Annotated in this window: 29 protein-coding genes; 12 read left to right on the top strand and 17 right to left on the bottom strand. The window is 36.4% G+C overall.

The features are described from left to right. Positions 1-5 precede the first annotated feature (5 nt). Positions 6-1,082, top strand: coding sequence for an ATP-binding protein (locus ASE92_RS11065; protein WP_056850166.1), 1,077 nt, complete (start codon positions 6-8; stop codon positions 1,080-1,082). Positions 1,083-1,171: 89 nt separating this feature from the next. Then, positions 1,172-1,822 (top strand): response regulator transcription factor, encoded by a 651-nt coding sequence (locus ASE92_RS11060; protein WP_056850165.1) that lies wholly within the window; start codon positions 1,172-1,174, stop codon positions 1,820-1,822. Positions 1,823-1,932: 110 nt separating this feature from the next. Here ASE92_RS11060 and ASE92_RS11055 read toward each other — a convergent pair whose 3' ends face one another. Beyond that, positions 1,933-2,298 (bottom strand): PleD family two-component system response regulator, encoded by a 366-nt coding sequence (locus tag ASE92_RS11055; protein WP_056850164.1) that lies wholly within the window; start codon positions 2,296-2,298, stop codon positions 1,933-1,935. 198 nt (positions 2,299-2,496) lie between these two features. Between ASE92_RS11055 and ASE92_RS11050 the strand changes: the two genes are divergently transcribed. Further along, a complete protein-coding gene (locus ASE92_RS11050) occupies positions 2,497-2,778 on the top strand; it encodes a hypothetical protein (protein ID WP_056850163.1) in 282 nt (93 codons plus the stop codon). 188 nt (positions 2,779-2,966) lie between these two features. Here the strand turns inward: ASE92_RS11050 and ASE92_RS11045 are convergent, their stop codons facing one another. Together ASE92_RS11045 and ASE92_RS11040 are read right to left on the bottom strand one after the other, a co-directional pair. Continuing rightward, on the bottom strand, positions 2,967-3,326 hold the full coding sequence (locus tag ASE92_RS11045) for a hypothetical protein (protein WP_157255717.1): 360 nt from the start codon (positions 3,324-3,326) through the stop codon (positions 2,967-2,969). Positions 3,327-3,600: 274 nt separating this feature from the next. Then, a complete protein-coding gene (locus tag ASE92_RS11040; protein ID WP_056850161.1) occupies positions 3,601-4,221 on the bottom strand; it encodes a DUF4142 domain-containing protein in 621 nt (206 codons plus the stop codon). A 305-nt stretch (positions 4,222-4,526) separates the two neighbouring features. Here ASE92_RS11040 and ASE92_RS11035 point away from each other — a divergent pair, with 305 nt between their 5' ends. Further along, positions 4,527-4,727, top strand: coding sequence for a hypothetical protein (locus ASE92_RS11035; RefSeq protein WP_056850160.1), 201 nt, complete (start codon positions 4,527-4,529; stop codon positions 4,725-4,727). Positions 4,728-4,761: 34 nt separating this feature from the next. Here the strand turns inward: ASE92_RS11035 and ASE92_RS11030 are convergent, their stop codons facing one another. Beyond that, positions 4,762-5,286 carry an RNA polymerase sigma factor gene (locus ASE92_RS11030; RefSeq protein WP_056850159.1) on the bottom strand — a complete coding sequence of 175 codons (525 nt, stop codon included), beginning with the start codon at positions 5,284-5,286 and terminating at the stop codon, positions 4,762-4,764. A gap of 415 nt (positions 5,287-5,701) precedes the next feature. On the opposite strand from ASE92_RS11030, the gene ASE92_RS11025 reads away from it, so the two are divergent. Continuing rightward, the gene (locus ASE92_RS11025) at positions 5,702-6,706 is read left to right on the top strand and encodes an LLM class flavin-dependent oxidoreductase (RefSeq protein WP_056850158.1); all 1,005 of its coding nucleotides are present in this window, start codon (positions 5,702-5,704) and stop codon (positions 6,704-6,706) included. A gap of 8 nt (positions 6,707-6,714) precedes the next feature. Here ASE92_RS11025 and ASE92_RS11020 read toward each other — a convergent pair whose 3' ends face one another. From ASE92_RS11020 to ASE92_RS11000, 5 genes are all read right to left on the bottom strand, one after another. Then, positions 6,715-7,410: a DUF421 domain-containing protein gene (locus ASE92_RS11020; RefSeq protein WP_056850157.1), complete on the bottom strand. Its 696-nt coding sequence runs from the start codon at positions 7,408-7,410 to the stop codon at positions 6,715-6,717. A gap of 112 nt (positions 7,411-7,522) precedes the next feature. After that, entirely contained in the window at positions 7,523-7,927 is a 405-nt protein-coding gene (locus tag ASE92_RS11015; protein ID WP_056850156.1) for a heme-binding protein, read from the bottom strand. A 145-nt stretch (positions 7,928-8,072) separates the two neighbouring features. Beyond that, positions 8,073-8,267, bottom strand: a complete 195-nt coding sequence (locus ASE92_RS11010; protein WP_056850155.1) for a hypothetical protein — start codon at positions 8,265-8,267, stop codon at positions 8,073-8,075. A gap of 143 nt (positions 8,268-8,410) precedes the next feature. Beyond that, positions 8,411-8,611 carry a hypothetical protein gene (locus ASE92_RS11005; protein WP_056850154.1) on the bottom strand — a complete coding sequence of 67 codons (201 nt, stop codon included), beginning with the start codon at positions 8,609-8,611 and terminating at the stop codon, positions 8,411-8,413. Between the two features lie 177 nt (positions 8,612-8,788). Further along, complete coding sequence (locus ASE92_RS11000) at positions 8,789-9,508, bottom strand: DUF481 domain-containing protein (protein ID WP_056850153.1); 720 nt, start codon at positions 9,506-9,508, stop codon at positions 8,789-8,791. 152 nt (positions 9,509-9,660) lie between these two features. Between ASE92_RS11000 and ASE92_RS10995 the strand changes: the two genes are divergently transcribed. After that, positions 9,661-10,485, top strand: a complete 825-nt coding sequence (locus ASE92_RS10995) for an ion transporter (RefSeq protein WP_056850152.1) — start codon at positions 9,661-9,663, stop codon at positions 10,483-10,485. A 1-nt stretch (position 10,486) separates the two neighbouring features. Here ASE92_RS10995 and ASE92_RS10990 read toward each other — a convergent pair whose 3' ends face one another. Then, positions 10,487-10,849 carry a response regulator transcription factor gene (locus ASE92_RS10990; RefSeq protein ID WP_056850413.1) on the bottom strand — a complete coding sequence of 121 codons (363 nt, stop codon included), beginning with the start codon at positions 10,847-10,849 and terminating at the stop codon, positions 10,487-10,489. A gap of 174 nt (positions 10,850-11,023) precedes the next feature. Between ASE92_RS10990 and ASE92_RS10985 the strand changes: the two genes are divergently transcribed. Further along, a complete protein-coding gene (locus ASE92_RS10985) occupies positions 11,024-11,707 on the top strand; it encodes a DUF4142 domain-containing protein (RefSeq protein ID WP_056850151.1) in 684 nt (227 codons plus the stop codon). A 41-nt stretch (positions 11,708-11,748) separates the two neighbouring features. Here the strand turns inward: ASE92_RS10985 and ASE92_RS10980 are convergent, their stop codons facing one another. The 6 genes from ASE92_RS10980 to ASE92_RS10955 form a co-directional block, all read right to left on the bottom strand. Further along, a complete protein-coding gene (locus tag ASE92_RS10980) occupies positions 11,749-12,984 on the bottom strand; it encodes a hypothetical protein (protein WP_056850150.1) in 1,236 nt (411 codons plus the stop codon). 19 nt (positions 12,985-13,003) lie between these two features. Next, complete coding sequence (locus tag ASE92_RS10975) at positions 13,004-13,492, bottom strand: DUF4625 domain-containing protein (protein ID WP_056850412.1); 489 nt, start codon at positions 13,490-13,492, stop codon at positions 13,004-13,006. A 12-nt stretch (positions 13,493-13,504) separates the two neighbouring features. Then, positions 13,505-14,215 (bottom strand): DUF4625 domain-containing protein, encoded by a 711-nt coding sequence (locus ASE92_RS10970; protein ID WP_082455033.1) that lies wholly within the window; start codon positions 14,213-14,215, stop codon positions 13,505-13,507. Positions 14,216-14,248: 33 nt separating this feature from the next. Continuing rightward, positions 14,249-16,642: a TonB-dependent receptor gene (locus ASE92_RS10965; RefSeq protein WP_056850148.1), complete on the bottom strand. Its 2,394-nt coding sequence runs from the start codon at positions 16,640-16,642 to the stop codon at positions 14,249-14,251. A 114-nt stretch (positions 16,643-16,756) separates the two neighbouring features. Then, a complete protein-coding gene (locus ASE92_RS10960) occupies positions 16,757-17,101 on the bottom strand; it encodes a hypothetical protein (RefSeq protein WP_056850147.1) in 345 nt (114 codons plus the stop codon). Between the two features lie 271 nt (positions 17,102-17,372). Beyond that, positions 17,373-17,693 carry a hypothetical protein gene (locus tag ASE92_RS10955; RefSeq protein ID WP_056850146.1) on the bottom strand — a complete coding sequence of 107 codons (321 nt, stop codon included), beginning with the start codon at positions 17,691-17,693 and terminating at the stop codon, positions 17,373-17,375. 179 nt (positions 17,694-17,872) lie between these two features. Between ASE92_RS10955 and ASE92_RS10950 the strand changes: the two genes are divergently transcribed. Beyond that, the gene (locus tag ASE92_RS10950; protein WP_056850145.1) at positions 17,873-18,373 is read left to right on the top strand and encodes a hypothetical protein; all 501 of its coding nucleotides are present in this window, start codon (positions 17,873-17,875) and stop codon (positions 18,371-18,373) included. A 9-nt stretch (positions 18,374-18,382) separates the two neighbouring features. Here ASE92_RS10950 and ASE92_RS10945 read toward each other — a convergent pair whose 3' ends face one another. Next, positions 18,383-20,500: an HRDC domain-containing protein gene (locus ASE92_RS10945; RefSeq protein ID WP_056850144.1), complete on the bottom strand. Its 2,118-nt coding sequence runs from the start codon at positions 20,498-20,500 to the stop codon at positions 18,383-18,385. Positions 20,501-20,915: 415 nt separating this feature from the next. Here ASE92_RS10945 and ASE92_RS10940 point away from each other — a divergent pair, with 415 nt between their 5' ends. Genes ASE92_RS10940 through ASE92_RS10925 form a run of 4 tightly spaced genes read left to right on the top strand, consistent with a single transcriptional unit; the run spans position 20,916 to position 23,709 of the window. Continuing rightward, on the top strand, positions 20,916-21,230 hold the full coding sequence (locus ASE92_RS10940) for a hypothetical protein (protein WP_056850143.1): 315 nt from the start codon (positions 20,916-20,918) through the stop codon (positions 21,228-21,230). A gap of 11 nt (positions 21,231-21,241) precedes the next feature. Then, positions 21,242-22,048, top strand: coding sequence for a competence protein CoiA (locus ASE92_RS10935; RefSeq protein ID WP_056850142.1), 807 nt, complete (start codon positions 21,242-21,244; stop codon positions 22,046-22,048). A 47-nt stretch (positions 22,049-22,095) separates the two neighbouring features. Further along, positions 22,096-22,542, top strand: coding sequence for a VOC family protein (locus tag ASE92_RS10930; protein WP_235527346.1), 447 nt, complete (start codon positions 22,096-22,098; stop codon positions 22,540-22,542). A gap of 30 nt (positions 22,543-22,572) precedes the next feature. Continuing rightward, a complete protein-coding gene (locus ASE92_RS10925) occupies positions 22,573-23,709 on the top strand; it encodes a serine hydrolase (RefSeq protein WP_056850141.1) in 1,137 nt (378 codons plus the stop codon). Positions 23,710-23,764 lie beyond the last annotated feature (55 nt).

Below are 23,764 nucleotides of genomic sequence, written 5' to 3'. Positions count from 1 at the left end.
ACCAAATGAAGGAGATAAGTACTGAATTATTTTATAGAATTGGGGAAAGTGCTGATGATGGATACTTCATCTACAATTTGCAAACTGAAGATTTTATTTATATTAATGCTGCGTTGGCCCATATTTGGGAAGTCGATAAAGAATCTCTTCTGCAGAAACCAAAATTATTTCTAGGCAAAGTTTACAGTGATGATGTAGAACATGTTATTTCCTGTTACGAAGAATGTTTGGAAGATATGGAACCTAAGAAATATGAATTTCGACTAGGTTTTGAAAATTCCAGAGAGAAATACGTAAAAGTGAGTTTGTATCCGATTAAAGATGAGGAAGTAATCATTTGTGGCATAGCCGAGGATATCACTGTAGAACGCCACAATAAGCTGCTTATCGATCAAATCAATTACAGGAAAAATATTACACTCGAAGTTTTATCACATGATTTAAAGGAACCTCTTGGCATGATGAAGTTAACCGCATCATCGATGGAGAAAGAGGTAGCCAAAATTGGTGATAAAAATCTGCAAAAGTCGTTAAGCTTTATCGTAGATATGTGTGATCGGAACACGCGATTAGTGCGTAGCGTCATCAATCACGAATTTATAAAGAGCAACATCATAGAAATTAATAAAGACAGGTTGGAATTGGTGTGGGAGCTAAAAGATGCCTTACGTTATTATAGACGATCAAGGTTGAGCAATGTTCGTAATTTTAAGTTCAGCAGCAATCAGGATAAAATTTACCTATCAATCGATGGAATGAAATTTCTACAAGTAATTAACAATTTAATTTCTAATTCGATAAAGTTTACTGATGAAAATGGTACCATTGGCGTAACCGTAAATGATGTAGGGAATGCGGTGGTGGTTTCAGTTTATGATAATGGCAGGGGAATACCTGAAGACATGAGGGAAGGTTTGTTTGAAAGGGCAGAGCAAGGATTTCGAGCTGGCTTAGTTGGCCGGGATTCTGGTGGCTTAGGAATGGGCATTATTTACAACATTGTAAAGTTGCACAACGGACGAATTTGGTTTGAAACCGAAACGGGAAAAGGGACCACTTTTTTTGTAGAATTACCCAAATAAATACTTGAATCGTTGCTTTTAGAGCCATATTCGCGACTACGCGAAATGCCCCATTTTCTGAATCAATTTCCTTCAATTATATTTGGTTTATGATCAAAATAATCCTGGTAGATGACCATCACTTGATGCGTGAGTCGCTTACCGCACTTATGGATAAATACGAATCGGTTGAAGTTGTAGCCGATGTTGCCAATGGAAGAGAACTACTTAATTTAATTGATACTGGCATTCAGGCTGATATCATTTTATCGGACGTAATGATGCCCGAAATGGACGGTATCGAAATGATTCCGCTGGTAAAAAAGAAATCTAAAAACCTAAAAATTGTATTGCTTAGTGTTCTGGAGGATGAAAAATATCCTTCTAACGCTTTTTTAGCTGGAGCGAACGGCTATTTATTAAAAAGTGTAGGTGCCGATGAATTGATGTTTTGCCTTCAACATGTAATGAAAGGCCATAAATATATCTCGTCGAGTTTATGTATTTCTATATTGGAAAGATATAATAGTCAGCTAGTTATGTTGTCTCCTGAGCAAAATCATCGTCTTCAGTTTTCAGAAAGGGAGTTAAGTGTTTTAAAGTTGATAGGTGAGGGAATGACCAATCAGGAAATGGCCGATAAACTCTTTCTAAGTAGAAGAACAGTTGAAGGTTTAAGGCAAGCGTTAATTGATAGAACAGGTTGCAAAAATACAGCAGCTTTAGTACGCTTTTCTATTTTGAACGGCTACGCTATCTAATCAAAAGACCAAATTTTCGAGCGGAAATTTGGCCTTTTTTAAAATGAGTATATTATCGCGTACTAATACTTTTAGGGGTTAGTCTGTTAGCCCTCTATCAAATCAAACGTTTATTGGTTTTGAGTGAATTTTTTAGCTGTAGCAATCACTTCATCAATTTCAAATGGCTTATAAATTATACCATCTGCTTTCGATTGGATCGTGTCGATTTGATTGGGCGACATCGCAGAAATTAATATGACGGGTAACTTTTTAGCGCCTAACTGATCCTTAATTTTATTGCATAATAATCTCCCGTCCTCGGCTCCTAAATGAATATCTAAAAAGAGAATATCAGGATTGAAAGTATTTATGATTTCGAAAACGTTCAATGCGGAATAAATGCACTTAGTTTGATAACCTTCTTGTTCCAGAATCATGCAGAGCACATCTCCATTAGAGGGGTCATCATCCAATACTAAAATTCGATTGTGCATAAATTTAACTGGTTAAAACGATAAAGTTAATCATTCACAGTTCAAACGAACCCGAATAAATACGTTAAAAATTACGTTTAATGGCTTTTAACGGCGTTCAATTAATCAGAAATACTTTGTAAAAAAGTTGTGGAGATGTAGTATTTTCTAGGTTAACTGGGATAGATTTTCTATTTTAAGACAATCAAATTCTTAATTATGGAAAGAAATTTAGAGTACATTAAGATTCCTAATTTCCTCAATCGTATTAGGAACGAATGGCCAGGAATGATTGAACGTTTCGAGTTTAAAACACCAACAGTGATCTACGTTCACTTGAAAGAAGGCATCTCAAGTATCGACTTTTTGGGGCGACTATCGAAGAAGGTAGAACGGATGATCGATTTCTCCATTCCAATCATTTTATACCACGTAGAACGTGACGGAATGAGTCTGCGATCTCATCCTATTAATTGGTATTCCACTATCGAAAATGCATAGTGCGAATAGAGAGCTCCAACAATTAATTCTTTGTTTCATTAAAAATAATAGTTTAAGTGAAACGGGAGTTGCAATGCTCCCAAAATATCCTTGGCGCTATCGCAATGCCCAGTTAAGCTGGGCATCACTTAGAAACTATTTCTTCTATCATTGAAAATATCGAATGATGAAATTCCTCCCTTTTTAATCTATTTTACCGACTGGTTTTTCGGCAAAGTAGCCTGGTAAATTATGGCTGCCGCCAATATAGAGGTTAAAAAAAATCCCTCCACAATATTTGCTTTTTTGCCCTTTTTTAGGCCTTGGTAAAAGCGATAAAGCGCTATTCCACCTAAACCGGCTAGTTCGAAAGTTAGTGGATTGGAAAATGCTTTCTCAGGGGAATGTGATAGTGTTTTATTAATGCTTGAATCAGCTAAATTTACACTTTTCGCTATTCTTTTTTCTATTGTTGGTCGCGGCAAATAAATTCCTAAACCCATGCCTATTGCACTAAGGCCATCAATGAGGAGATTGTAGGGTTTCTGTGTATCGCGTTTTGTCATCATTATTAACTTAGTATTAAAATAATATTAGAATATTTTCTGTTTGTAAAACATTCTCTGGGTTTAATTGTCTTTGATCTACTATCCCTATAATTTATTCTTGATTTAACATGGAACAAGGCAGGAGACCTGATCAAATGGAATTTAGCTCCAAAGCTAGTTTCTATTGTATTTTAGCAGCATTTGTATTGGCAATAATTTTCTCATTTGTTCAGCCTGCGTTGAAAAAAGGGTTTCCAGAAATGAGCATGATTATTAAAAATCGTTAAGGAGTATTTTATTGCCTTGGGTCATTTCCTTGACCTGTCTTCTGCTCTCTTAGCTCTTTCTCAAGTTTCTTGCTTTGTCCATATGTAACTTCCCACTTAGGTTTAGTAAGTGTTGCGAACGCCGCTATATCTGCATCTTTGGAAGTTGTTGCCTGTCCAAAACGATCTATTGTCTTTTGATATTCTTCAATAACCGACTGAAGAAAATATTCATTCCTATCTTCCTTTTCATAAGTCTCTAGTTTTTTTACGTTTTGAATTGGGGTTTGCGGCAGCGTTTGTGGCAATTGATAGCCCTTCTTCTTCGCTAAATTTTCCAATGAAACCTGATAGGCTTTATGATCGGAAACTAGTTTTTTTGCCAATGAAATTAGATCACTTTTCGCGTCCAGTTGAATAATTTTATTCGCGAATTCGATTGCCGTTAAATTACTTATCGCAACATTCTTTAAAAATTTTGTGTCGGTACTGTCTAATGTGATTGATTTGCTAATCTGGCTGATTCCGGTATCGGCAACTATAGTATCAGAAGCTAGTTTTTGACCGCTCTCGGATTTATTTTCTGAACTTGTACAGCTTGCTACAACCGTAAAACACAATGCCGCTAATATATAATGGGTATCTCTCATGTTAATCCTTTAAAAAATCAACACCATTAATATTTTAATGTTTTGAGAATTTGAAAATGGTGGCTTCCGAAAGTAGTAATTGATAGGTATCGACTGTGTTGACTAAAGCTGAAGCATTGATACGAGTTCCTATTGAAAGCGAATGAACTGCCGTTAGACAAAAAAAAATTAACACTGATTAAGCTGCTTGTTGCTCTGCAATAATGTTTTAAAATGAGCAGGAGGATAGGATTACAGATAACAAAAATTAAAAACTTCAAACTTTTAGCTATTAGATTGATTGTTTAATAAGAAATATCAAGCTTATGAACACGGACAATCAAAAAAAGGATCATCAAGAAAAGAATGAAGACAAAAAAGATAAATTAGGAGTGATACCTAATGAGGAGTTGGATGGCAGTGATGCTGATAAAGCTTATGATGAGAATGGTGATTTTAACCAGTTAGGAGATGTTAGCACGGATCAAAGTGGCTCTGATGCTGATGCAGATGAAAAATCAACCTAAATAAAAAACCCCGATTTTGAGTCGGGGCTTTTTATTATGGCCTGTAGTAGGCGTCTGTTTTATAATTTTTGAGGTTTTTCTTTAACTCAATTCTGGCCTGATGGATATGTGTTTTTACAGTACCAATAGGTAATCCTAATTCTTCTGCAATTTCATGATATTTGTAACCTTCGAAGTAGCGCACAAATGGATCGCGGTAAGCTTTCGGCAACCTATCCAATGCACCTTGAATATCATTCATCATGAACTTGTTCTCAGCCACATTTCTCGTGGCGCTATGACTTAAATTTGCATAAGTGATTTCCTCCTCTGTAGTAATCAAAGCATTTTTCTTAGCTGTTTTACGATAATCATTGATAAAAGTATTACGCATGATTACGAAGAGCCAGCCTTTTAAATTCGATCCTTCCTCAAATTTGTGAAAAAACCGGATAGCTTTCATCAATGTATCTTGAACAAGATCATTGGCGTCGTCCAGGTCTTTGGTAAATTGTAATGCATGAGAGCGGAGCGAGCTTGCATTGCTATTAACAATGCTGCTAAATTCTGTTTTATTCATGGGATAATGTTTTAAGGTGATTGTCTATCAATGGACAAACTTCATACCGCTAACATTAACTGTTATTTATTCGCGTATAACTACTCATGATGATTTCGCTAAATGCATTTTTATTTATAATAGCTTATTTGCCTTACGCTACCACTAGTTTCATTAAAAGTACTTTTAGTTGGATAAATACTGCAAAATCAATGATTGTAAAGGATTTGATATACAAGATGATAACTTTCATGGTGACTGTAGCACACTACAAAAACTGATAAAAAAATACACAATTTGTTGCCGTCAATGTATACTACCTACCTACTTTTGCTGTTAAAGGACGCATTTGTATCTTGAAGGTCATATAACAATTGAGAAGATGCAAGCCATGTTTTTTAAAGATATTTTTGTGCTTTAATTACAAAAAGCGCACATGAATATCACTTCATTAAAACATATTCCTTATTCCGTTCTCGATTTAGCTACCGTATTAGATGGATATACTGCAGCCGATACATTTAAAACAAGTTTAGAAATTGCCCAACAATCAGAAGCTCTTGGCTATACCCGTTATTGGTTTGCCGAACACCACAATATGGCAGGCGTGGCAAGTTCGGCAACAGCGGTATTGATAGGTTTTATTGCCGGAGGTACCAAAACTATTCGTGTTGGGTCGGGCGGGATTATGTTGCCAAATCATTCTCCTTTAATTGTAGCAGAGCAATTTGGAACACTGGCTTCACTTTATCCAAATCGAATAGATTTAGGTTTAGGCAGAGCGCCAGGAACAGATCAAATTACTGCAATGGCCATAAGGGGAGAAAACATGCATGCTGCACATAACTTTCCGAAAGATATTGAGCGGTTACAGCAACTTTTCTCTGCCGATAATCTTCATTCAAAAGTTCGTGCCATTCCAGGCGAAGGACTCGATATTCCAATTTGGGTATTAGGCTCTAGTACCGATAGTGCAAGATTAGCAGCAGAGAAAGGATTACCTTACGCTTTTGCCAGTCATTTTGCACCAGCATTATTTGAACAGGCAGTAGGTATCTATAAAAATAATTTTAAACCTTCTGCTTTTCTTGCCGAACCTTATGTTATAGCCTGCGTTAATGTGGTTGCGGCCGACACAGATGAGCAAGCTGAATTCTTATCGAGTTCGGTTAAGAAAATGTTTTTAGGTGTGATAACAGGAAGGAGAGAGCGACTTAAGCCACCTGTAGAAAATATCAATGCCCATTGGGATCAGCTGGAAAAAGAAGCCGTTGAGCAGATGTTATATTATTCGTTTATTGGCAGTAAAGATACCATTAAACTGAACTTAGCCGCATTTGTTTCCAAATTTGGGGTGAACGAAATTATGAGTACTTCTCATATTTACGATCATCAGGCGAAGCTTTATTCAAACAAATTGTTTGCTAGTATTTTTGAATAAAGTTGCTGTTACTTAACCCTGCAATTATGGAGGGCAGCTGCCCACTCGTCATGTTTACAATTTGGGCAAAGAAAAGTTGATTCTTCATTTACTTCTGCTACGTGTCCACAAAATGTACAGGCATAGTTGGTATTTGGTTGAAGTATTTTGGTTTTTTTAGCAAATAACTCTGGCAAGATGGGCAAGCCAGGTTTTACTTGATCATCTGTGTAAAAGAATACGCTCAGTGTACCAGATGTTTCAAGGATAGCAGTATCTATTTGCCCTAAATGAGAAATACTTTGCTGCCTTAGTTCTGAGAAAAACTCATCTTGTGCGAGTGTTTCTTTCTTAAACTCTTCAATATTGAACTGTCCGTTTTTGATTAGATAAACAGGTTTGCCTTCTATCAGATCATCTAGTTTTTCGCTTTTTGCAGTTAAAAATGTGGTGAGCCGATAGGCGCCAACAATAATAAAAAATATGATTACAGGGATTAAAAGCCCAACTTCTTTATAAAACATCGGATCTCCTGCAGCAGAACCTAAACTGATAATCACTACCAGTTCAAAAACAGAAAGCTGCCTCACGCCACGTTTTCCTAAAAGCCTTAACCCAACTAAAATTATAAAATACATAATAAAAGTTCGGAGTGCTATTTCTAACATAAACTCCCAGTTCTCCTCTCCAATGAAGAAATTTTTCCAGTCGATGTTTAAGATCATAGTAATATGCGGCAATAGATTAGAGCAGTTAGAGAAGAAATAATTTTGGGATTTTTAAAGATGTATTTGAAAAAATGTTAGATGCATAAGTGCATCTAACATTTATGGATTTTTAACTTTTGAGCGCTGCAGCTCCTGCACTTGCTACTTTATGGTCTTGCTCAACGCTTCCTCCAGAAACACCGATGGCGCCAATTACCTTACCTGATTCATCTTTCAAAACTACTCCACCTGGAAAGCTAATTAATCCTCCGTTTGAGTGTTCGATATTGTAAAGTGGTTGGCCAGGCTGTGATAACTTGCCGATTTCGCCAGAATCCATGTCGAAAAATCTTGACGTTTTTGCTTTTTTTATGGAAATATCAATAGATCCAAGCCAAGCATTATCCATTCTATGAAATGCTTTTAAGTTTGCACCTTCATCTACAACAGCAATATTCATGGGAACACCAATTTCAGTTGCCTTTGCTTTAGCGGCGGCTGATATTTTTTCTACTACTTCTAATGTTAAACTCATAATTTTTTAAATTGGTTTTTATGATAAAGTTAACATTCAGGACTTGTTATTGTTCTGATTGGAAAATATGTTTTAGAAATTTATTGAGTATCGGAACGATATTATAAAAAAAAGCCCAGACAAATCATCTGGGCTTTCAATTTATTTACCTCGGTGGTAATTTCCTTGTAGTATCTCTTTTCATTGTATCCCTTTTCATGGTATCTCTCTTTGAGGGATCTTTTTTATCTGGTTTCTTTTTAGGCCATTCAGTTTTCTTTTTAACGGTATCTGGCCGGGTTTGCGCAATAGTGCCCAAGCTAAAACTAGCAAGTAGCATTAAAATCATTAACTTTTTCATAGGAATAATTTTTGTTTTAACTACTTGTAAAACAGTGTCATTATTCTAAAGGTTTTGTCTTTTTTCCAAAAAAGACGGTTAAGAATGTATAGCCTCCAGATTAAGTTTTAAGAGTATCGAATTGGAAATAATAAAACGCCTATCTAAAGTCTAATCTTTTTTGCTTTTGTCTCGTTTTTTTCTGGTACTTGTATAGAAAGGATAAGATCAATACTTTCCGAATTTGTTTCGTAATCAGCAGCTATCTTTTCCCATTTCGATAACTCTTGTTTAAGGCTTTCGATTTCTTTGCCTAAAGATTCTATTTTACTTTGTATAGATTTTCTAACGTTCGTGTTTGCCATAACGCAAAATTATAATTTGAATGTGAAATTGAAGTATCCAAATTTCGATAAAGATAAAATCATGAGCTTTTCATCTGTTTATCAATTATTTAAATTGGGTAATAATTTTCAACATAGTCTATCATTCAATCAAATTTTGCTTTTCCTCATAAATGAGATTGGTCAGTTGATTTGAGGTCAAAAATATTTGTCTAAACTTAAACCGTAGGTGAAATTTAAATTCTCTCTTTCTGTGATATTCAATCTATTATAGTTCAGCGCAGTAGTGAGGCTAATCCACTTTCTGAGCTTTAAACCTATTGTTGTAGATGATCTGATAATATAGTCGCCACCTCTTGAAAAAGAATTTTGTAAAAAATGGCTTCCATCTAGGGTGATGATTTCTTTAACTGCAAAATGGAACTGTAACCGGAGCGAATTACGTAAGGTATTATAACGCTTGCCAACCACCAAACTACTTTGATCGAATAGAATGCCGTTACTCAAATTGATGTAGGAATTAGGTTCATCAAGAAAACTGTAGGCAATGCCACCGCCGGCAAGTAATTGATTTTTTAGCTTTAACGAATAGCTGGTGTTGTAATTGATCAAACCCCAATAATAAAAATGTTCTGGTCCTTTAAACAGGTTGAAGTTAAGCGTACTCGAGAAATCATTATTGCTTAAGTTGTTGTTTTGTTTTCCATAAAGCCAACTGGTGGTAGAGTTTAAAACGAAGGTTTCCTTCTTCATTCCGAAGTTTAAACCATTGTTTAATAAATAAGCACGCTGATCGTCTGTTCTGTTAATTGAGCCTGTAGAGGAAAGCACAAGATGGTAACTCGTACTGTCGCTATATTGTGCCGATGCATTAAGAAATACGAAGATGAAATTGAAAAAAAGTAGAAGTTTCTCCATACTCAGGTTAACAGATTTACAACGATTAATGTTTAGTAAGCAATTTACAAACAGTTTTTTTCCGCTCCATAGCCTGATCCGATAACTTGCTTCGCTCAATTGCTATCTCGGAAAATGTCTCTATTATTATACCAAATGATTATTTTTACTGCATGAAACCAACAACATCTAAGCATTGGCGTTTCCGTTTGCACGAGGTGATCTACGAGTCGAATACTCCTGCAGGCAAAGCTTTTGATGTGGGTTTACTCATTGCTATATTTACCAGTATCATAGTAGTAATGCTTGATAGTGTTGTTAGCATCCACAATAAATACGGTAAATTATTTTATCATGTGGAGTGGGTGTTTACCGGCTTATTTACCATAGAATACGTCTTGAGGTTGATCAGTATTAAAAAGCCAGTGAGGTATGTATTTAGTTTGCTGGGGATTATAGATCTTATTTCATTATTGCCGTCGTATTTAAGTATATTTTTTATTGGTGCACAATCGCTTTTGGCCTTCAGAGCATTAAGATTATTAAGGGTTTTTAGGATTTTTAAACTTGGAGAATTTCTTAGCGAAATTAATTTCCTTACGCAGGCGCTAAAAAACAGTTTTAGAAAAATTAGCATCTTCCTGCTTACCGTGTTAACGATCACCGTAATTTTAGGTTCAATCATGTATCTGGTAGAGCAGCGGGAAAATGGTTTTTCGAATATTCCAGAGAGTATTTATTGGGCAATAGTAACCATAACTACGGTAGGCTACGGCGATATCTCTCCAATCACCCCAATGGGAAAATTTGTTGCTTCGGTGGTTATGCTTATTGGATACGCCATTATCGCTGTACCTACAGGAATTATTACCCATGATATTGCTGTTGCTGCAAAATCTAAAAAGGAAATGCCCGAATCTTGCCCAAGTTGCAGCTTAGAAGGGCACGATTCGGATGCGCTTTTTTGTAAGCATTGTGGCTCGTCACTTTTTAGATAAACTAATTCGGTAAATAACGTTCCACACGACCTGCGAAATCATTCAAGTCGAATGGTTTGTTAATAAAATCTTCTGCCGTACATTTAGCTTTTACCGCGTTTAAGTGATTATTTGCGGACATCATCATCACCGGAATGTGATGTGTTTTGACATTGGCTTTCAATTGTGTACATATCTCAATGCCATTTCCATCAGGTAACATGATATCCAAAATCACCATGTCTGGAATATTTAGCCGCATTTGATTCCAAAAATCACTGATATTGCTGCAGGCTTTTACCTCATACAATTCCTCGGTGAGTAAGAACTCGATAATCTCTCTGATACTGGGATTATCTTCTACTACAAATATGCACTTTTTCATAAGCTTTACGTTGAGTAATATATGCTTAACGTCTTTCATTTTCAGATGTTTAAGTTAGTTGTTCACATTGCCTGAGTTATTAACTTCTTTTATTCACCGTCTATTTCAAATCAAATTTTGCGCAAACTTTTTTACGTTTTTTTAAGTTGATTAACTACATCAGCTATTAAAATTATGAGAAATCTTAAATCAAGCTTTGCATTTGTTATCGGCTTATCAATTGCAGCAAGCGCTAACGCATCAGAACGTATTACGCCTTCAGTAAATGTGATCATCCACGAACGAAAACAAAATGTTCTTCCGCCTGAAGTTTTTATGGCTCAAGCTATGCGGTATGGAATAAAAAGTTTACAGATGAGCGGATTAGCCGCTGAAATTTCTAAAGATCAAAAAATTAGAAGTTTTTCAACAAGCGTTCTCGACTTGCATACTAAGGCAAACCAGGAGCTTTTAAGCCTAGCAAAAACAAAAAACATAAGTTTACCAACGAGTAAATTGCCAGAAGGGCAAAGGCCCGATGGTAGAGTGGATTCGGCTCCTACAAATTTGCTGGATACCTCGCGAAATCAAAATCAAGGTGAAGCAGGAAATACGGGCCAGCCAAAAGGTGTTATGGTTGAAGGTTTTGCGATGCTTAGCGATGCCGATATGCAACAATCAATCACGAACCTTAACCAGTTGAAAGGCGAAAATTTTGACAACGCTTATCTTGCAACTAGCTTAAAGGATCATCAAAATGTTGTTGCACTTTTCGAGGCAGGGTCTAAATCATCGGATAAAGATGTGAAAAAATATGCCCTTAAATATTTACCGAAACTTAAAGCACATTTAGCTCAATTGAGTACAATGGTGAAATAAAAATAAGGAGGTAGCGATGAAATTAGCTACCTCCTGTAAAATTAATGCGAAGCGTTATTCTCAAAACCGAAAATCGTTAATCGAATTGGTTTCGAAGATACTTTATACTTTGCGGAAACGCTGAAAGTGTCGAGGTCAATTTGATGTACTTCACCAGATCCTGGTAGAGCGATATAGGCGAACTTTGCCGTCGCTTCTAAAACTGGCTTATAGGTGTCAGTGCTTAATGTTGCTGAAATTACAACACCTTCTTTTTTCAATGCCCCAGTCGCTAAATCATAAACACGAAGTTTTCCATCCAAGGTTAACACCAACAAATTTTTTCCTGCATAATCAACTTTGCATTGAAATGCATCAGAACCACTGTAAATAGGGGTGATCTTATCCCCAGCCAAATCAATTAAATAAGCCCCTTTGGTAGCCACATAACCAATAAATTTCTTCGCAGATTCTGCATAATAGATGCTGCCCAACCTAAATGCGCCAAACCCATCGGGATTTGGAATCATCCGTTGCTCACCGTTAGATTTCACCACCAAAACACCACCCACAGTTGCAGTTGCATTGGTAAAACCACCGAAAACAGCATGAGTGCCATCAGTTGCGTTACCATGGATCGCCCCAATGGCGAAGGTTGAAGGAAATACGGCTTTGCCGCTTTTATCGATGATTAAAACCCTGTTGGGCGAGGCTCCAGCTGTCGTTGTAGAAGTCACCGCATAGGTTCCGTTTGTAAATTGTGCCATTGCACCATGATGAGGCAATAAACCGGCAATCACAGTGGAAAATCTTGCTCCTGCAGTGTTAAAATCACTTTCCATAGCCCTGCTCAAAGTTCCATCGCCATCATTAAAAATTAAACTTTCATTAGCTTTTGATTTGAAGTGGGTAGGCTTTATGCCATTTGCAGTAATACTGGCCCATTTTGGATTGTGCAATACATCGATATGATCTACATGTGATAACAGACCGCTATCAAAAACCTCTGCTAAATTTTGCGTACCATAAAGCACTGCTGCATACCTACCAGAAGAAGTAGCATAAAGATTTGCCATTGGATATTTCGCATCGAAAGATGAAATAGCTGACGAAAATGGGTCAACTAAAGTTAACTTATTTGAAGTTTCATCTGATGTAAGTAAACGTACATATTTAAACTCCTTTGCAGCGTTTGTAGGTTCTTCTTCAGGTTGTTGATTGTCTTTTTTACAAGCGGTAAATGCTGCAGCAACGGCAAAAAGCAGGGCTACTTTCTTGAAATTGTTTTTGGATAACATTGGGTTTGATTTTAATTGATTAATTAATTTTTATGCTGATTCCTTTAATTGTTTGCCATCCGGCTTTATCGGTGATTCTGATCAAAAAATGGTAATCACCTGGATCTATATCTGCCGGTACATTGATGGTTGCTGTGGTTTCATAATTTTTTTGCCCTGCCGGAATATTGATTTCTCTGATGAGTAGATAGGGTTTTACGGGATTTTTAATCGCTTCCATATTGCAGCTGTTTACTTCAGTACTGTGCGAATGATGGTCGAAGTTATGGTGTATATCAATGCTCATGGAACCTAGTTCTACGTTATCACTTACCTGAGCCTTAAAAGTGAAAGATTCGCCACGTTTAATGATGCTACACTGTTGTGGAAAAGCGCTTGCACTCGCAAAAATTTCGGGATAGCTGGTATCAATTTCTTCGGTTTCTTTTTTGCAATTGCTCAGGAGGAAAACCATTGCGAGGCCTAAAATTAGATAGCCCGTTTTTTTTGGATTAAATTTATTTTTCATTTTCATCAGGTTTTATTTATTAAAATGTTCTTCAAATTCATTTTCTTTCCCCAGCTGATCGACTATTTTGAGGTGTACATGGTAATGGCCTTTTGGTGCTGCGGTAACATCAAGGTGTTTATGGAAATTGTAGTTGGTTAAACCAACCATCGAAACATCGGTGAACGAAAAGTCCTTCTCCCAGGCCGATCCATGCACTTCTACTTCAATTTTGGCAATTTTATTAATGGCAGAAATTGATACTTCTACATGCAAATCATTGCCAGCAGTATTTAATCCCACTTCAAAACCTGTCGCATTGGGCAGTGTTGGGTCGTATTTGATTTCCAAATCACTCACAACTGCTGTCGATTTACCTAATACGTCGGTGACGGTAACGGTTACCAGGTAGCTACCCAAAGCAGCAGTAGTTGGTACATCAATGTGTTTATGAAAACTTGCATTTTTAATGTTAGCAAAGCCCTCCGTATAGTTTTGACTAAAGTTCCAGCCCGAGCCAGATTTGGGCTTGATGGTTAACTGAACGCCGGCTAAATTTCTAGCCGAAAAAAGATCGGCCTCCAGGTGGATGTCCGTTCCTGGGTAAGCGGTTTTGTTGTTATTGGTGCCAATTTCTAGATTTGTGATGGATGGCGCATCTGAAATTACTTCTTCTTTTTTACAGGCAGTAAAAGTTGCTGCAATCATCAACAGACCTAAAAATGGCTTTGTAAATTTGTTCATAATGGGGTGTTTTAAGGGTTATAACTGATTATTTTATTTTGAAAAGGGGATTTTTACCGAGAGAATGAGGTTTCGACCTGCTTCAGGAAGCTCGATAAGGCGATAGAAACTAGTATGGTTGAGATATTTTGTGTCGAATAAATTCCGTGCCTGAATACTGACTTGAATTGGATTTTCGAAAAGTGATATTTTAGTTCCAACCTGAATATTCACCAGTTGGTAGCCAGTTGTTTTTTTCTCTGGAGGAACAATATTTTCTTGTTTACAGGTAATGCGGTAATCCACCGAGAAATAGGTATTGCTCAACTTGGTATCGAATTTAGGAGAGTAGGTGAGGTTAAACAGGGCAGAAGCAGGTGGAGAAAATGGCAGCGTAAATCCCTTTTTATCTCCAGATAATTGTTTCGCATGCAGTATTTCTCCTAAAAATTGAGTGCTTAGATTTTTAAAAATCTCATATTTAAATTCAATCTCTCCACCAAAGCGCTGTACGCGACTCTCTTCATACTCGAATATCTGATTGCCCGCACCATAAGAATAATCATGGCCAGAAGTCGGATTCAGGTAAATATAATTTGGAAAATAATTGTAAAAGGGACTAAGTTGAACCGACCATTTTGCATCACTCCAGCCGAGGGTTAGATCTACTTGATATGATTTTTCGGCCGAAAGATTCGGGTTCCCTTTTTCGTAGCTGAAGTAATGATAGTTTACGCCATTTGCACCAAGTTCTTTTGCAATTGGCATTCTGAAACTTTTGCCAACATTAGCCTTCAAACTGAAATTTGATAGATTGTAATTTAAGCCAGCAGACCATACCAAGCTGTTAAAGGTTCGATTTAAATTGGTAGCCCGTTGCAGATTCTGCTGTTCGAAATTGCCGTTTATATTTACTTGAGATGGAAACCAGTCCTTGTATTCAAGCATGTTAATTTGCGCTTTATCGTATCTTATCGCACCATGCAGCAACAGTTTTTCGTTGATTTTGAGTTTATCGTAAGCAAAAGCGCCAATTGTACTTTGGTTAAATGCCGGAACCAGAAAGCTCCACCCGTTGATGTTGTTATGCTGCGATTCTGCATTTATTCCCACGGTTAATTCGTGAGCATCAATTTTAACTCTATCTTTTAAATTTGCCGAGTAAACTGATTTATCGAACTCCCGTTCTAAATCGCTTTGAATGAATAGTGATGAAGGATAAACAGGTGGCATAAAGCCATGATTTACATACTGACTAAATTCCTGCCTGAAGTTTTTTTGATAACCTAATTCAGCTTCAATGTTGTGGTTTACTAATTGAAAGCTCGATCTGTTAATGATTTTAAAATGGTTAACCGATTGATACGGATGTAAAATATCCCGATCTGAATTATCGTGGAGCTGCTCATTAACACGTCTCGGCTCCAGTCCGTGAGCATTGGCAAAAAAACCACTTCTGGTATAGGTATTACTTAGATAAAATATCGATTTAAACTTATCTACAACAAAACCAGCGATGAAATGAATTCCAGTTTCTCTTCCTGCGGTATTTCTTAAGCGATTGTTATTTAAATTTACTTCGTAGTCATACACATAAACCTTGGTTGCAGGTACCCGGTAGTCAGCGTAATTTTGGTAAGTAAATCGTGAATCGAAAAACCATTTTTTGTTTCTGCCATAAAAACTTGTCGATGTTCCGTATAGATTGTTATTACTTTTTCCAATTAAATCTACCGACCCCCCAAGGCTATTTGACGATGGAATGGCAACCGGTAATATGTCAATTACGCCTCCAATGGCATCAGAGCCGTAAATAAATGAGGCAGAACCTTTAATTAATTCAATTTCTCCAGTGGCAAATTGGTCAATTTCCAATCCATGATCGGCTCCCCATTGTTGCCCTTCATGTTTAATACCCTTCTCAATAACAACAACTCTATTAAAGCCCAAGCCTCTAATTAGCGGTTTTGATTGTCCTGAGCCGATGCCGATGGTCTTAATTCCTGGCAAGCGCTCCAGGCTTTTCATTAGGCTTCCACCCAAATTGCGCTGGATGAAATCCTGGTTAACGACTTCTATATTCAACGATTCTTCTTTACGGCGATTTTCTACATGTTTATCTTTTATGATGATGTCAGCTAGCTGCTTGACCTCTTTTTGAAGAACCACATTTTTGATAACAGCCTGATCGCTTCCTTCAATTGTGATTATTGTTTTAGAAAAACCTACTGCACTAACAATCAGTTGATAAACTCCTTTTTTCAAAGCTGGAAATGTGAAGTTACCCCGATCATCTGTACGGGTTGAAATTGGCGACTTAACTAGCTGGACCGTAGCGTTTGAGATCGGTTTTAGCTCGTAAGAAACGGTTCCACTGAGTTGAAATTGTTGGGCATACACCTGCAAAGTTCCAACTAAGGAAAATATTAAAATTAAAAATTTACGCATTGCCGATGGCCTAAGCCAATAGTTAAAGGATTAGCATATGCAAAGCATTGGCGTACTAATCATGTTAAAAAAATTGAGAAAAATATTGAAGGTTAGAATACCGATTATAGCATTCTAGGCAGAAATAGGCGGGCCTTTATTGGTAAAGCCTTGAAGTATAAATTTGTAGTTGGCTAAAAATGTGCCTGTATTAAGCAGGTTTGCTTGTGGTAAAGGATATGAAATAGAAAAGGGTAGAGGCAACAAGATCTCTTTTCCGTGTTTATGTGCCAAATAATCGCACACCGAACATTTTTCGGTAAAAGAAATATTGTCTTTTTGATTACCCACCTGCTCAACATCATCAGTGTTGTGGTTGTGGATGGTTTGAACTACAGAAATAAACGAGAAAGTGAAAATGAGAAGTGCGCTCACCGCCTTCACTAAATCAATTCTTTTTTTTAGTTTCCTGTTATTCATTTACGCCACAAAGTTGCATTTATTTTTTAGAATAGCAATTGATTTTTCAAAAAAATAAATATCTTGGGCTTATTGGAGAGGTTAATTATTTCTAATCGTTTGATAGTTAAACTAAACGCTTAGATAGTGTTTGTAGAAGCCGTCTCAAAATTGCTAATTTAATATTTTCCAAGATAACTATTCAAGAAATCTTGATGCCTGGGAACAGCGATATTCAAGATTTTTTTTCTTTTTCATTGATTAACTTGATTTTGAGACAGCTTCAATTTAATTAAATCTGACTTGGTTCGTCATCCTCTGGCAACTCATCTTCTTCTAACTCATAATCTTCTAGTTCGTCACCTTGTAATTCGTCATCTTCAAGCTCATCATCTTCTAACGCCTCATCTCCTTCTTGCTCATCGATAGCTTCATCAAGCTGAGTTCCTTCTCCGTCAGCAAAAGGAATCTCATCTTCGGTGTAACTTTCATCATCATTTTCTTCTTCTGGGGCATGGCCTTCTGCAGCATTGCCGTTTGAGCGATCGACTTGAAATTGCGCTATGTTTGGAATTTCATCGTCTTTAATTGGTTCTTGATCTGGATTTTTCATAGTATGATTTTTATATAAACAACATTGATTTTTTAGCATAAGTTTTGATGAAAGATGATAACAACATGGAGGAATATCATTTTTACCTCTTCAAATGTGCTATTCTGGCTTATTTTGCAATAAAACTTTCTGTTTAAATTATTTTTTGCTTTCTTGCCGAATAATTCACGTTCACCTAAATGAAAAATCTCTCCATAAGTTTAACTCCAGCTAAATGTGAGCTTTTGGACAATATCCTTAACGAATTTGAGGAGGAAGTTTACATCAAATCCGATAGGGTACTTAAAATATTTAGAGGAAATGGTACGCTGGCTTCTGATTATCTGGATGTTTTAGTTCAAATGAATCTCGTTATTTTAGTGGGACAGGTAGATGGCGTTCCATTACCGGCAATGGTGGGTAAACAAGCAGGTGTAGATATGTTTATTAGTGAGGGTGGTTTTAAACGGCGCTACGCTTTAAACAAATTGGAAGAAGATACTGGAAAAAGCATTTTCGATCTTAAAACTGAAAATTTAGACCTCAAAGAGAAGGTGGAAAAGCAAGAAGTTTTACTCAAAAACCTCGAGAAAAATATCACTCAACAAGGCCAAAGTATCTTAAATAAATGGCTTGCTCGTGTGGGCTTTATGTTTATAGGGATTGTGTTAACAGTTTGCTATTTTCTATTTTTCAAGTAGTTGCAAAGGTTAAAATAATGTGCTGGCGCCCATAAAGCTGTTCACAATCTTCATAATCTCTTCTCCCAAATCAAGGGCGTTACCAATTCCTACTCCTCTGATGGCTGCGAGCTGATCGTTAGTTTTCGGTGGTTTTGATGCAATGTTCACCAAAGCTACATCAGAAAGGATAGTGTGTTCAGGAACGTTTCTTTTCTTACTTAAATCATTGCGCCAATTAAGTAAACGCTGATAAAGTTTTTGATTGGTGATTTCTTTAGGAATATCAACTTTAGCTACAAATGTTTTCCTGGGTGTAATCTCGTATTTATTACTGGCATCTAAAAAAGTTTTGGTGTAATCTGCAATCGAAAATTTTGCCCAAGGGAAACTAAATAAGGCCAGTTTCACATTTAAGGTATTTAAAATTGATATCAGCGTAATCACCGTTCTTTCCGACTTTTCATCAGCCAATAATTTTAGAGATGTAAACTTGGATATCTCTGCAATTACCTGATTTATTTTTGGTGTAAAATAGGTTGAAGCTTTACTTAATCGATCTAGAAATAGTTTCTCTTCAGCAACCTCGGTTTCCTTCGAAATTTTGGCAATTTCCTGACTTCTAAATTTTGTGCCCACTCTGATCAGTTGAGCACACAAAATTTCGGAAGTATTATTTAACATGTTTTTAAAGGCCGCATTCTCATCGAAAGCATTAAAACTAACACCTTTTATGTTGTCCCAGCTTTCGCTTAAAGAACTAAAGTCGAACAGGTCTTCAATCAAATCCCAGGTGTATTTTTTAACATAGAGCGCTAAATTTTGATCAGTTGGAACCTGGATCACTGCCTTTGATGTAAAACCGATAATTCTTTTATCGGTAATAATATTCTCCATCTTCACCGGGGTTTTCAAAATCAGGCCTGCCAAACTTTTGCACCTGCTTAACGCCACATAAGCCTGCCCATGGGTAAAGGATGCGCTAATATCAACAATCGCCTTTTCGAACGTTAAGCCCTGGCTTTTATGAATGGTAATTGCCCAAGCCAGTTTAAATGGATATTGAGAAAATGAGCCCGTGTTTACTTCTTCAATTTTATTTTCTTCCTGATCCAGGTTGTATTTCAAATTCTTCCATTCCTCTCGCTCCACTTCAAAATGAGCCGAATCATCTAAAAATTGCACTTTAATGGTATCATTGGAGATAGACACAATTTTTGCCGCCTTCCCATTGTAATACTGCTTTTTGCCAGACGAATCGTTTTTGATAAACATCACCTGAGCACCTACTTTAAGCTGCAATAGTTCATCAACAGGATAAGCATCTTTAGGGAAATCGCCGGCTATTTTTGCACTAAAGGTGTGTAGCTCACCATCTAATTTTTCCAGACAATCTTTGTTAATTTGGGTAACTAAATTATTGTGAGTGGTTAAGGTGATGTACTCATCTTTCCAATTATCTTCTAAACTTGGATCGTAATGTGAATTGAGTTTATCTAAAAGTTCTGGCGTTAAATCATTCTCTCTAATTCTATTCAAGATATCAATGAATAACGGATCAGACTGGCGATAAACTTTTTTTAACTCAAAGGTGGTTAATGAAATTGATTTGAGAATATGGCTATCAAAAAAGTAAGGACTTAGGTAATATTCTTTCAAAATATGCCATGCATCATGTGCAATCGGCGATAGTTGATATAAATCACCAATCATTAAAACTTGTACACCGCCAAATGGCATGCTAGAACCTTTTACTTTTTTTAAAGATTGATCAATAAAATCGAGCATGTCGGCCCGAACCATACTAATCTCATCAATAACTAAAAGTTCCAGGCATTTCAAGAGCTTTATCTTTTCTTCATTATATTTTACTTCTTTAAATTGCTGGTCATTGGCCACGGGAATAATTGGTCCAAATGGCATTTGAAAGAACGAATGAATGGTAACTCCACCAGCATTTATTGCCGCAACAGCAGTTGGCGCTATTACAGCGAAATTTTTCTGTGTAGTTTCTTTAATTTTTTTTAGTAGCGTAGTTTTTCCGGTTCCTGCTTTTCCAGTGAGAAAAATAGGTTGATTTGTAAACTTGATAAAATCGATAATAAGGCGGTTGTCGGGAGTAGATTGATTAGTATCGGTTTCGTTCATCTTATTCAGGGATCCTTCTTAAATTATCAAAATATTTATGCAAAGATGCACAGAATGTCACTAATGCTTTGCCTGATTACAAGCCGATTTATTCACATTTGTAGTTTAATCATGGCTTGATATTTTCATGATTTCAAATACAATTTAGACCAATATGATGATTAGCCTAACCTCCAAGGAGAACAATTTAAAAGTTAATCGCCTTTTGTTTGATTAATTTTTCTTCCATTATTAATTTTTATTCTTCTGTAAATCAATTGGTTTAAATTGATTGATGTTTAAGCGATAAAAATAACTGTTTATATTTTTGTTTGCTAATTATTTTAGTATAAATTTGTTTAATTCGCTGCTGGCGATTCATTAAACAATTAAGGAAGAAAGCTGTTTATAAGGCTTTCAAACGAAGAGGAGTGATATGACTGTTACAGTTTTAGCAATATTAGAAACAGATTTTAAACCAGATCTTTCTTTAGGGAAAATCATGAATGAGCGATTGAAAAACGCAGCCGACGACTTAAGAGATATTCATTTGCAGGCTTTACAATCTGTGGGACAACGTACTGATGATGTGGTCGTTTATATTAGCTATAACGCAAAGTATAAAATCCGTTGGCGCATAGTAAATGATGTACCCGATGAAGTGGAAGGATTTGTAGCAAAAGTTTGTGGCGATTTAGGATACATTCAATGGAAAACTGCCGTAATGAATATTTTTAAAGGCAACGAATAGTAACGTCAGTCATGCAGTTTGCGTTGTTAAAAGGAAATCGGGTTGAAGCTTTAAAAGGTAAAAGTGCTGTTTGTTTAGGTTGTGGGAAGAAAGTAATTGCAAAATGTGGTTCCATAAAAATTCATCATTGGGCACATGTTTCTCTTAGCCATTGCGATTCCTGGTGGGAAAGCGAAACTTTGTGGCATCGCCAATGGAAAGAAGTTTTTGCACCCGAATTTCGTGAAGTCAGCTTTTATGATGAGTCTTTGAAAGAATTTCATCGTGCAGATATCCATACGGCATCAGGTCTAACCATCGAACTTCAAAATTCGCCCATAACCACCGAAGAGCTTCAATCAAGAGAACGGTTTTATCCCAAGTTAATCTGGGTGGTAAATGGTTTGAAGTTTAAAGGTTTCAAAATCTTAAAATCCATTCCAAATCCGCTCAGCCCATTATTAGATTCATTTGAATTTTGCGCTTCTGAGCATTTATCGGTCATCCGTAAAATCGATGCTTTAGCTAAAAATCCTCAACCGGAAGTGCTAAATTTTTACCATAAGGAATTAAAATCAATCCCAGTCTCAGCTGATTTTTATTCTTTTAGCTGGCGCAATGCGCATAAAGCATGGCTAAATGCTTCGTGTCCAATTTTCATCGATTTTGGTGGCCATTTTTTATATCGACTAAGGAAGCGCCATCAAATCTCTATCGATTATAACTATTTACAGCTGATTAGTAAAACAGCATTTATCGATAAATACAGTGAATTCGGAAAGGATGTTAAATTAGAAACAGCATCCGGCAAGTCTTTCAATGATATTGTTGCACAATAAAAAGTTAAATCTTTGCACTTGTTAAACTAATATTTTGATCTTTAGGTATGAAAAGAATAGCTTCAAGTACATTCTTATTTTTAGCAATTATTGTATCAAAAACCATGGCTCAGAAACCAGCTGTAATTAATCACATCGCTGTTTATGTGAACGATTTAACGAAATCGACAAGCTTCTATCAAACCGTTTTTAGTCTAAAAGTAATTCCTGAACCATTTAAAGATGGCAAGCACACTTGGTTCTCATTGGGAAATGCTGGTGCGCTTCATTTAATTGAGGGGCAAAAGGCCAATCAAATCTTTGATAGAAATGATCATTTGTGTTTCAGCGTTACATCAATCGAAGAATTTATTGCCGCCTTGAATAATAAAAAGATTCCGTTTGAAGATTGGGCGGGTAAAGTGGGTGCAATCAACTTAAGGCTTGATGGAGTAAAACAGATTTATTTCAAAGATCCTGATGGTCATTGGCTGGAGGTAAACGACGCTAAATAAATATTTCTACGCTATTATAATTTCCAACTTATGATTAAAATTTCTTTAAAGATGATGTTCGTGTTGTTATTGATCAGCACGACTATTTATGCTCAAAATGAAAAGGCAGAAGCTGATTTTAAGGCTGTAATGCAAAAATTTAAAGCGGTAGGTGCTTCAGTGGCGGTAGTAAAAAACGGGAAAATAATTTATACACACTCTTTTGGACTAAAAGATTTAGACAAAAAAACGGAGCTCACCGATCGCGATATTTTCCGTATTGCTTCCATTTCAAAATCCTTTTCGGCAACGTCTATTATGCAGTTGGTAGAGGCGGGTAAACTGTCGCTAGATGACGATTTTGGGGATTTAGTAGGTTTTAAGATCAGAAACCCGAAATATCCAGATCAAAAAATAACCTTGAAAATGGCACTTTCGCACACTTCGAGTTTGAATGATTCCCAGGGATACTTAAACCTCGATTTGATTAATCCAGATAAAAATCCAAATTGGGCCAAATGTTACAACGATTATGCTCCAGGAAGCAAGTTCGATTACTGTAATTTGAATTTCAATATCATTGGAGCGATTATAGAGAAGAAATCTGGTGAGCGATTCGATAATTACGTTAAAAATCATGTTTTAAAGCCCTTGGGACTTTATGGCGGTTACTGTGTAGATTCATTAGATAGCACCCGATTTGTTAAGCTTTACGAATACAACTCGAAGACGAGCGAATTTACCAACGCAACAGCAGCATATGCGCCACGCAGAACTGAAATTAAAAATTACATTATGGGCTATTCTACACCCATATTCTCTCCAACAGGCGGAATGAAAATATCGGCAACAGATTTGGCAAAATACATGATGATGCATATGAATTATGGTCAATCAAATGGAGTAAGGCTTATCTCAAAAAAGCACTCGAAATTGATGCAAACTGCTATTACGCCTGATGAAGGTTACGGATTAGCAATCAGAAGTGCTGATAATTTTATTCCAAATGTGAAGTTAAAGGGTCATACCGGATCGGCTTACGGGCTTTATAGTACGATGTTTTTCAATCCAAAAGTAAAGTTTGGTTTCGTCATTATTACCAATGGAATAAATCCTACCTACACAGATGATTTTCCTGATTTCAGTCGCGATGCCATCAATAGCCTTTATCAAAACTTTGTTAAGTAGGGTATTCGCAATTTAGTTAGCTTTTTTGTCGATGATAAATTTTCAAAACATTTCA

Source organism: Pedobacter sp. Leaf41 (assembly GCF_001422545.1).
GTDB lineage: Bacteria > Bacteroidota > Bacteroidia > Sphingobacteriales > Sphingobacteriaceae > Pedobacter.
Note: the sequence above shows the minus strand (reverse complement) of the source record. Positions and strands in the feature narration are given on the sequence as shown.